The sequence below is a fragment of the Pseudomonas sp. genome, from assembly GCF_049590575.1.
Lineage (GTDB): Bacteria > Pseudomonadota > Gammaproteobacteria > Pseudomonadales > Pseudomonadaceae > Aquipseudomonas.
Genome location: NZ_JBAWDE010000237.1, coordinates 1 through 8,035, shown reverse-complemented (window position 1 = coordinate 8,035; position 8,035 = coordinate 1). Strand labels below are relative to the sequence as shown.

Below are 8,035 nucleotides of genomic sequence, written 5' to 3'. Positions count from 1 at the left end.
CGAATGCGGGGTGTCAGTCGCTAAAATATTGACTGATCCGGCGCTTTCGCGAGCAAGCCCGCTCCCACATTTTGAATTGCGCTCACTCCAGAATATTCATCGTCCTGTAACCCCCGCGCCGCCAAACCGTCATCGCCCAAGGCCATCCTGAACTCCCCGTACTCGCATTGGGAGACTCCAAATGGCCCGGCACGAAGACAGCAACAGCTCCGTCAAAACCCGTCGTCAGCAGGAAGACCAGCGCCGCATGGCGTTTCGTCGCGCAATCGAAGACCGCTGTGATGAGCGTCAACTGCTCCAGAGCATCACTGACTACCCGGAACTCCACTGGCAGGCACCCTTGGCTGCCCAGCGAAGCGCTCAGCCAGCGCGCTGATCTGTACCCGTTCGCTGCGGATAAAGCCCAGGAACGCATGGGCCACCGGTGACAGGCGCTTAGCCTTGGCCTGCACCAGGCACCAGCTGCGGTACAGCGGCAGTTCTTCCACCGGCAGCTCTTTGAGCCCGCCGGTGGCCAGCTCCAGGTTTACGGCGTGGCGCGTCAGCAAGGCCATGCCCAAACCTGCATTCACACATTCACGCTGCGCCTCGGCGGAAGCCACTTCCACCGTCTGGGTGAAGTGCACGCGTTTCTCCTTGAAATATTCCTCGCAGGCCAACCGCGTGCCGGACCCCGGCTCGCGTATCAGCAACGTGTAAGGCTCCAGATCCTGCAGGCGCAGCGGCCCTTGCAGGCTCAACGGGTGGTCGAGCGGCGCCACGGCGACAATCGGGTTGTTCAAGAACGGCAGAAATTCCAGGCCCATGTCCTGGGGCACCATGGACATGATCACCAAGTCGTCGCGGTTGTCCGAAAGCCTGCGGATCACCTGGGCGCGGTTGACCACCGTCAGGTGCAACTGCACTTCGGGGTGCTGGCGTTTGAAGGCGGCAAACAGGTGTGGCACGAAGTATTTGGCGCTGGATTCGATGGCCAGCTTCAGTTGTCCCTGCAGCGAGCCCTGCATGTCCGACAGTTGCATATCGAGGTTTTCCAAGCGTCCGAAGATATCGCGGCTGGCCCTTTGCAGGGCTTCGGCGGCCTCGGTCATGTAGAGCTTTTTGCCGACGTAGTCGAACAACGGCTGGCCAATCAGCTCCTCCAGCTGACGGATCTGTAGGCTAACGGCCGGTTGTGTGAGCGACATTTCCTCGGCTGCACGGCTGTAGGAACGCAAATCACAGACTTCGTTGAAGATCTGCAATTGACGTAATGTCATACGCATCAATGACTTACGCATTATTAAAACCCTTCCGCCTGAAGCCGTCCGGCCAACTATAAGTCTTTACTTATACACAACCCAATAATTATTGATTTTTGTTAATCCTCCGGTGCGCATAGTGTGTGTCTCGCGACTGTCATGAAACATTTGGTCACGCGCCGACCCGGATTCATAGGGTCGAAGACGCAGCAATCGGCTCAAGGGAATTTCCAAGTGATAAAAAAGATCCTGATCGCCAACCGTGGTGAAATTGCCGTACGAATCGTGCGTGCCTGCGCCGAGATGGGCATTCGTTCGGTCGCGGTCTATTCCGACGCCGACCGCCATGCGTTGCACGTCAAACGTGCCGACGAAGCCCACAGCATTGGTGCCGAGCCCCTGGCCGGTTACCTGAACCCGCGCAAGCTGGTGAACCTGGCCGTGGAAACCGGTTGCGATGCGCTGCACCCAGGCTACGGCTTCCTCTCGGAAAACGCCGAGCTGGCAGACATCTGCGCTGAACGCGGGATCAAATTCATCGGCCCGTCGGCGGAAGTGATTCGCCGCATGGGCGACAAGACCGAAGCACGCCGCAGCATGATCAAGGCGGGTGTACCGGTCACGCCCGGCACCGAGGGCAACGTCGCCGACATCGCTGAGGCCCTTACTGAAGGCGACCGCATTGGTTACCCGGTGATGCTCAAGGCCACTTCCGGTGGTGGCGGTCGCGGCATTCGTCGCTGCAACAGCCGTGAAGAACTCGAACAAGCCTTCCCCCGGGTGATTTCCGAAGCCACCAAGGCGTTTGGGTCGGCGGAAGTGTTCCTGGAAAAATGCATCGTCAACCCCAAGCACATCGAGGCGCAGATCCTCGGTGACAGCTTTGGCAATGTGGTGCACCTGTTCGAGCGCGACTGCTCGATCCAGCGTCGCAACCAGAAGCTCATCGAAATCGCCCCAAGCCCGCAGTTGACCCCCGAACAGCGCGCCTACATCGGCGACCTGTCGGTGCGCGCCGCCAAGGCCGTGGGCTACGAGAACGCCGGCACCGTGGAGTTCCTGCTCGCCGAGGGCGAGGTGTACTTCATGGAGATGAACACCCGGGTGCAGGTGGAACACACCATCACCGAAGAAATCACCGGCATCGACATCGTCCGCGAGCAGATCCGCATCGCCTCGGGCCTGCCACTGTCGGTGAAACAGGAAGACATCCAGCACCGGGGCTTCGCGTTGCAGTTTCGCATCAACGCCGAAGACCCGAAAAACAACTTCCTGCCCAGTTTCGGCAAGATCACCCGTTACTACGCGCCCGGCGGTCCCGGCGTGCGTACCGACACGGCAATCTACACCGGCTACACCATCCCGCCGTTCTACGACTCCATGTGCCTGAAGCTGGTGGTGTGGGCGTTGACCTGGGAAGAAGCCATGGACCGCGGCCTGCGTGCCCTGGACGACATGCGCCTGCAAGGCGTGAAGACCACCGCCGCCTACTACCAGGAAATCCTGCGCAACCCGGAATTCCGCAGCGGCCAGTTCAACACCAGTTTTGTGGAAAGCCACCCTGAGCTGACCAACTACTCGATCAAGCGCAAACCCGAAGAGCTGGCCCTGGCCATCGCCGCCGCCATCGCCGCCCACGCAGGCCTGTGAGGAATATTCCAATGACTAAAAAGATCTTCGTAACCGACACCATCCTGCGCGACGCCCACCAATCGTTGCTGGCGACCCGCATGCGTACCGACGACATGCTGCCGATCTGCGACAAACTCGACAAAGTCGGCTACTGGTCCCTGGAAGTCTGGGGCGGCGCGACGTTCGATGCCTGCGTGCGCTTCCTGAAAGAAGATCCTTGGGAGCGCCTGCGCCAATTGCGCGCCGCGTTGCCTAACACGCGTCTGCAAATGCTGCTGCGCGGCCAGAACCTGCTGGGCTACCGCCACTACAGCGACGACGTGGTCAAAGCGTTCGTCGCCAAGGCTGCGGTGAACGGCATCGACGTGTTCCGTATCTTCGACGCGATGAACGACGTGCGTAACCTGCGCGTGGCCATCGAAGCGGTGAAAGCCGCCGGCAAGCACGCCCAGGGCACCATCGCCTACACCACCAGCCCGGTGCACACCGTCGAGGCGTTTGTGGCCCAGGCCAAGCAGCTGGAGTCCATGGGCTGCGACTCGATCGCGATCAAGGACATGGCCGGCCTGCTGACCCCGTACGCCACCGGCGAACTGGTCAAGGCGCTGAAGGCCGAGCAAAGCCTGCCGATTTTTATCCACTCGCACGACACCGCCGGCCTGGCCGCGATGTGCCAACTCAAAGCCATCGAAAACGGTGCCGATCACATCGACACCGCCATCTCCAGCTTCGCCTGGGGCACCAGCCACCCGGGCACCGAGTCGATGGTCGCGGCGCTTAAAGGCAGCGAATTCGACACTGGCCTCGACCTGGAACTGCTACAGGAAATCGGCCTGTACTTCTACGCCGTGCGCAAGAAGTACCACCAGTTCGAAAGCGAATTCACTGCGGTCGATACCCGCGTGCAAGTCAATCAAGTGCCGGGCGGGATGATTTCCAACCTGGCCAACCAGCTCAAGGAGCAGGGCGCACTCAACCGCATGGGCGAAGTGCTGGCCGAAATCCCGCGCGTGCGTGAAGACCTCGGCTTTCCGCCGCTGGTCACCCCGACCTCGCAGATCGTCGGCACCCAGGCGTTCTTCAACGTGCTGGCCGGCGAGCGCTACAAGACCATCACCAACGAAGTGAAGTTGTATCTGCAAGGCGGCTACGGCAAGGCGCCAGGTACAGTGAACGAGAAACTGCGTCGCCAGGCGATCGGCAGCGAAGACGTGATCGACGTGCGCCCGGCCGACCTGCTCAAGCCGGAAATGACCAAGCTGCGTGGCGAAATCGGCGCGTTGGCCAAGTCCGAAGAGGACGTGCTGACCTACGCGATGTTCCCGGACATCGGGCGCAAGTTCCTCGAAGAGCGCGACGCTGGCACCCTGGCGCCTGAAGTGCTGTTGCCGATTCCAGAAGCGGGCGGCGTAGCCCGCGCCGGTGGCGAAGGCGTGCCGACCGAGTTCGTCATCGACGTGCACGGCGAAAGCTATCGCGTGGACATCACCGGTGTCGGCGTGAAGGCCGAAGGCAAGCGCCACTTCTACCTGTCCATCGACGGCATGCCGGAAGAAGTGGTGTTTGAACCGCTCAACGAGTTTGTCAGCAGTGGTGGCAGCAAGCGCAAGCACGCCACTGAGCCCGGCCATGTCAGCACGGCGATGCCGGGCAACATCGTCGACGTTCTGGTCAAGGAAGGCGACGTGGTCAAGGCCGGCCAGGCCGTGCTGATTACCGAAGCGATGAAGATGGAAACCGAAGTGCAGGCAGCGATTGCCGGCAAGGTAACCGCCGTTCATGTGGCCAAGGGCGACCGGGTCAACCCGGGTGAAATCCTGATTGAAATCGAAGGCTGATACAGCCTTCGACACGAGCGGTTAATCCTCGGGGGAGCGGGTGCTCCCCTTTTTTTTGCCTGTAATAATCAAAACGCCAGGGTCCATTGGCCCGTCAGGCCCTGGTTGCGGCTATTGCTGCCGACCTCGGCGGTGTAAGCCAGACCTACGCTGTGTTGAGCCGACAATGCCACGTCGACTCCGGTGCGCAACGCCAGGCTGTCACGGTCCAGGGAGGTGCCCTGGGTAGTGAAATTACTGTTGAACCCCGGCCGTTTTACCCAGGCGGAAGATTGGCGCACGCTGCTGCCTACGTCACCGTAGAGGTGTTTCCAGCCCGTGCTCAGGTGCGGTTTGAGGACCATCCGGTTATCCAGCTCAAGGGTGCCGGCCAGACGTAAACCAAAGTTGCTGCTGAGGTTCTCTTGGGCCTGGGCGCCAACGTTCAGTGCGGTAAAGCCACCTTTTTCTTTATAGCGTTCGCGCTGGTAACGCTGGTAACCGATGCTGGCGAAAGGTTCGGCCCGCAGGTTGCCCATGCTCAACTGATAACCGAGTTCGGCGAAGGCGTTGTGGCTCTGGGCGTCGTATTTGCTTTCTGCCTGTTCGCTGTAATTGCGGAAATTGAAGTCCACCGTACGGTTGTTCTGGCCTGCATGGCTGCTGTAGATCGCCCCGAGGCGCAAGGCCAGGGGGCCGTCCTGGCGAACCGCATACGCGCCCAGATGCCAACTGTCCAGCTCACCCTTGAAGCGTTTGGCGCTCAGATCGGTGGTAGATTTGGCGCCCACCACGCCGATACGCCAGGCGTCGTCGACAGCCCAGTCGCTGCCCAGCATCAGGCCTTGGGTGCGTTGCTGCAGGCCAGCGCTGCCGTGCTGTTTGCCGAGGCTGCCGGTGTTATCCAGGGCTCGGAGCCAGAAGCGTCCATCGCGGCTGTCATTGCGGTTGTCGCTCAGTTCACGCAGAGTCGCAAGCAAGTTACTGTTGATCTGGTTCAGGCTGTTTTGAGTGGCGGTGCCAAGGTTGGCATTCTGGCTGCCTGCCAATTGCTCAAGAATTCCTCCCAGGCGACCTGGCGCCAGATTGCCCAGTGCAAAGCCAATTTCTCCAAGCCTGTTTACTTGCCACGCCGTGGGCTCTCCGTACGCGAGGAAGGTCTGCACGGCGGAGTCCAGCACGCGAGAAACCTGCCGGCCGTTACGGGTGGTCGCGTGGTCGACGAAATGGAAATCGACCTGGTCATTCGGCGCGTGTGGCCGATGCTCTGTCTGCACGACAACGGGCAGTGGCGCGACCCACTCGCTGTCGGGTTCCCAGTCTTCTGTCGCCTGGGCGCACTGGATGCTGGCTGCGCCCAACGCGAAGGCGAGCAAAAGTCGATGTGGTGTAAATGGCATACGGTCCCAACCTCTGTAATGTGAGGCCGGGAATTTAGGCGAGGAGGGCGGGTGATAACTGTCAGCGCTTCCACCCCTCTAGCGCGGGAGATGTCTCTAGTCTTGAGCGATTAAAAATTCATCTGGCCCTGTCGCCAAATTTGCATTTTATAGACGTTTACTCGCGGCGCGCGTAGCCCTTGCCGTAGTGACGCTCCATGCGCGCCTGGATCAATTCCAGGCCTATGGACATGACCCAGTAGATAATTGCTGCAGTGGTCAGCATCTCGATGTAGCGATAGCTGGAACGGCCGTAGGACTGCGCGAGGAACATCACTTCCCAGACACCCATCACCGAAATCAGCGAAGAGTCTTTGAGCATCGAGATGAACTGGTTGGTCGTCGGCGGAATGATGGTGCGCATCGCCTGGGGCAGTGTGACGTGCCAGAAGATCGCGCGGTCGCGCATGCCCAGGGCCAAGGCGGCTTCCCGCTGGCCGTGAGGCACGCCGAGGATGCCGGCGCGGAAAATCTCGCTGAGGTAAGCGCCATAGTTCAGCGACAGAGCGATGATCCCGGCAGCGATCGCGCCAGGCACGATGCCCAGTTGCGGCAGGCCCAGGTAGATCAGCAGAATCTGGATCAACAACGGCGTGCCGCGAAAGAACGAGGCGTAGAACGTGGCGATACCAAAGGCCACCGCGCTTTTGGACAGGCGCGCCAATGCCGTGACAAAGCCCAGCAGGGAGGACGCCAGGATCGAGCACAGGCACAAAAACAGGGTCAGCGCGGCGCCCTGCAGGAAGCCGTTGGGCGCCAGGTGCAGGCCCACCAGGTTGGGCAGTTTGTCGAGGATGATCGAGAACTTCAGGTCAAAGCTCAGGAAGAACCCGGCAAACAACCCAAGCATGGCGGCCCAGGTCAGGTATAGCCGTGTGCGAAAGCCCAGGAGCGGCCGCTCGGTTTTTTGAAAGTCACTCATTTGCTGATGTCAGCACCGATCCATTTTTGCGAAAGCTTGCTCAGCGTGCCGTCCTGTTTCAGCTGGGCGAATACCTCGCGCACCTTGGCGTCCCACTGTGCGTCGCCCTTTTCAATCGCGACCGAGTTCGGCTCGGCGTACAGCGGCTCGCCGGCCAGCTTGAAGCGCTGGTCTTCTTTCAGGCGCGGCTGCGCGGTGACCAGGTTGGTGAGGATCGCATCCAGGCGCACGCCGGCACCCAGGCCGAGGTCCTGGAAGGCCACGTTATCGGTGTCGTAAGGGGCGATCTGCACATCCTCGAACGGGTATTGCAGCTGCGTGTCTTCGGCGCCTTCGATCACCAGGTTCTTGTTCAGGTAGCTCTCATAGCTGGAGGCGCTGGTGAGCCCGACTTTCTTGCCGCTCAGGTCTTTGGCGCCGTGGATACGGTCGTCCTTGGCATTGACCACGATCACAGCCGGTGAGGCGTAATACTCCACCGGGAAATCGAACACTTCGGCGCGGGCCTTGCTCGGGGTCATGGAGCAGATGCAAATGTCGTAGCGGCCACTCCAGCGGCCGGCGGCGATCACGTCCCACGAGGGCGTTTCCAGGCGCAGCTTGACACCCAACTTTTGCGCCACGGCCTTGGCCACGTCGACGTCGAAGCCGTCGAGCTGGTTTTGATCGTTGAGAAACGAGAACGGCGGGTAGCTTTCCATCAGCACACCCACCAGTTCTTTTTTCTGCTCGATACGGTCCAGGGTGGTCCCGCCGAACGCTTGGGTGGAGGCAGCCAGAATGGTCAGGCCCAAGGCCAATAGCGGTTTGAGTTTCAAGAAGGCCACCTAAATAAAAAAGAGTTGTTATGAACCGGATGGACCGTATTAAATAGTTATAAGAACGACTCTCATAGTGAGTTATTTTCATAAGCTTATGAGTAAAAAGCATATGGGCGACAGAACAGTAATTCTCGACGGCGGCATGGGCCGTGAGCTGCAGCGC

At 60.2% G+C, this 8,035-nt stretch carries 7 protein-coding genes; 3 read left to right on the top strand and 4 right to left on the bottom strand.

The features are described 5' to 3' along the window. Positions 1 to 181: 181 nt before the first annotated feature. Positions 182 to 376, top strand: a complete 195-nt coding sequence (locus tag WBR57_RS16255; RefSeq protein WP_424084697.1) for a PA3496 family putative envelope integrity protein — start codon at positions 182 to 184, stop codon at positions 374 to 376. On the opposite strand, the gene WBR57_RS16250 is transcribed toward WBR57_RS16255, so the two are convergent. After that, entirely contained in the window at positions 306 to 1,280 is a 975-nt protein-coding gene (locus WBR57_RS16250) for a LysR family transcriptional regulator (protein WP_424084696.1), read from the bottom strand. The genes WBR57_RS16255 and WBR57_RS16250 overlap by 71 nt on opposite strands. 195 nt (positions 1,281 to 1,475) lie before the next feature. Here WBR57_RS16250 and WBR57_RS16245 point away from each other — a divergent pair, with 195 nt between their 5' ends. Together WBR57_RS16245 and oadA are read left to right on the top strand one after the other, a co-directional pair. Then, positions 1,476 to 2,891: an acetyl-CoA carboxylase biotin carboxylase subunit gene (locus WBR57_RS16245; protein WP_003213442.1), complete on the top strand. Its 1,416-nt coding sequence runs from the start codon at positions 1,476 to 1,478 to the stop codon at positions 2,889 to 2,891. 11 nt (positions 2,892 to 2,902) lie between these two features. Next, positions 2,903 to 4,711: a sodium-extruding oxaloacetate decarboxylase subunit alpha gene (gene oadA, locus WBR57_RS16240; protein WP_424084695.1), complete on the top strand. Its 1,809-nt coding sequence runs from the start codon at positions 2,903 to 2,905 to the stop codon at positions 4,709 to 4,711. A 68-nt stretch (positions 4,712 to 4,779) separates the two neighbouring features. Here the strand turns inward: oadA and WBR57_RS16235 are convergent, their stop codons facing one another. The 3 genes from WBR57_RS16235 to WBR57_RS16225 all read right to left on the bottom strand — a co-directional run bounded on the left by WBR57_RS16235 (position 4,780) and on the right by WBR57_RS16225 (position 7,869). Then, entirely contained in the window at positions 4,780 to 6,090 is a 1,311-nt protein-coding gene (locus WBR57_RS16235; RefSeq protein ID WP_424084694.1) for an autotransporter outer membrane beta-barrel domain-containing protein, read from the bottom strand. A 157-nt stretch (positions 6,091 to 6,247) separates the two neighbouring features. After that, a complete protein-coding gene (locus WBR57_RS16230) occupies positions 6,248 to 7,051 on the bottom strand; it encodes an amino acid ABC transporter permease (RefSeq protein WP_424084693.1) in 804 nt (267 codons plus the stop codon). Continuing rightward, positions 7,048 to 7,869 carry an ABC transporter substrate-binding protein gene (locus WBR57_RS16225; protein WP_424084692.1) on the bottom strand — a complete coding sequence of 274 codons (822 nt, stop codon included), beginning with the start codon at positions 7,867 to 7,869 and terminating at the stop codon, positions 7,048 to 7,050. Before WBR57_RS16225 ends, WBR57_RS16230 begins: the two co-directional genes overlap by 4 nt. Between the last annotated feature and the right edge of the window lie 166 nt (positions 7,870 to 8,035).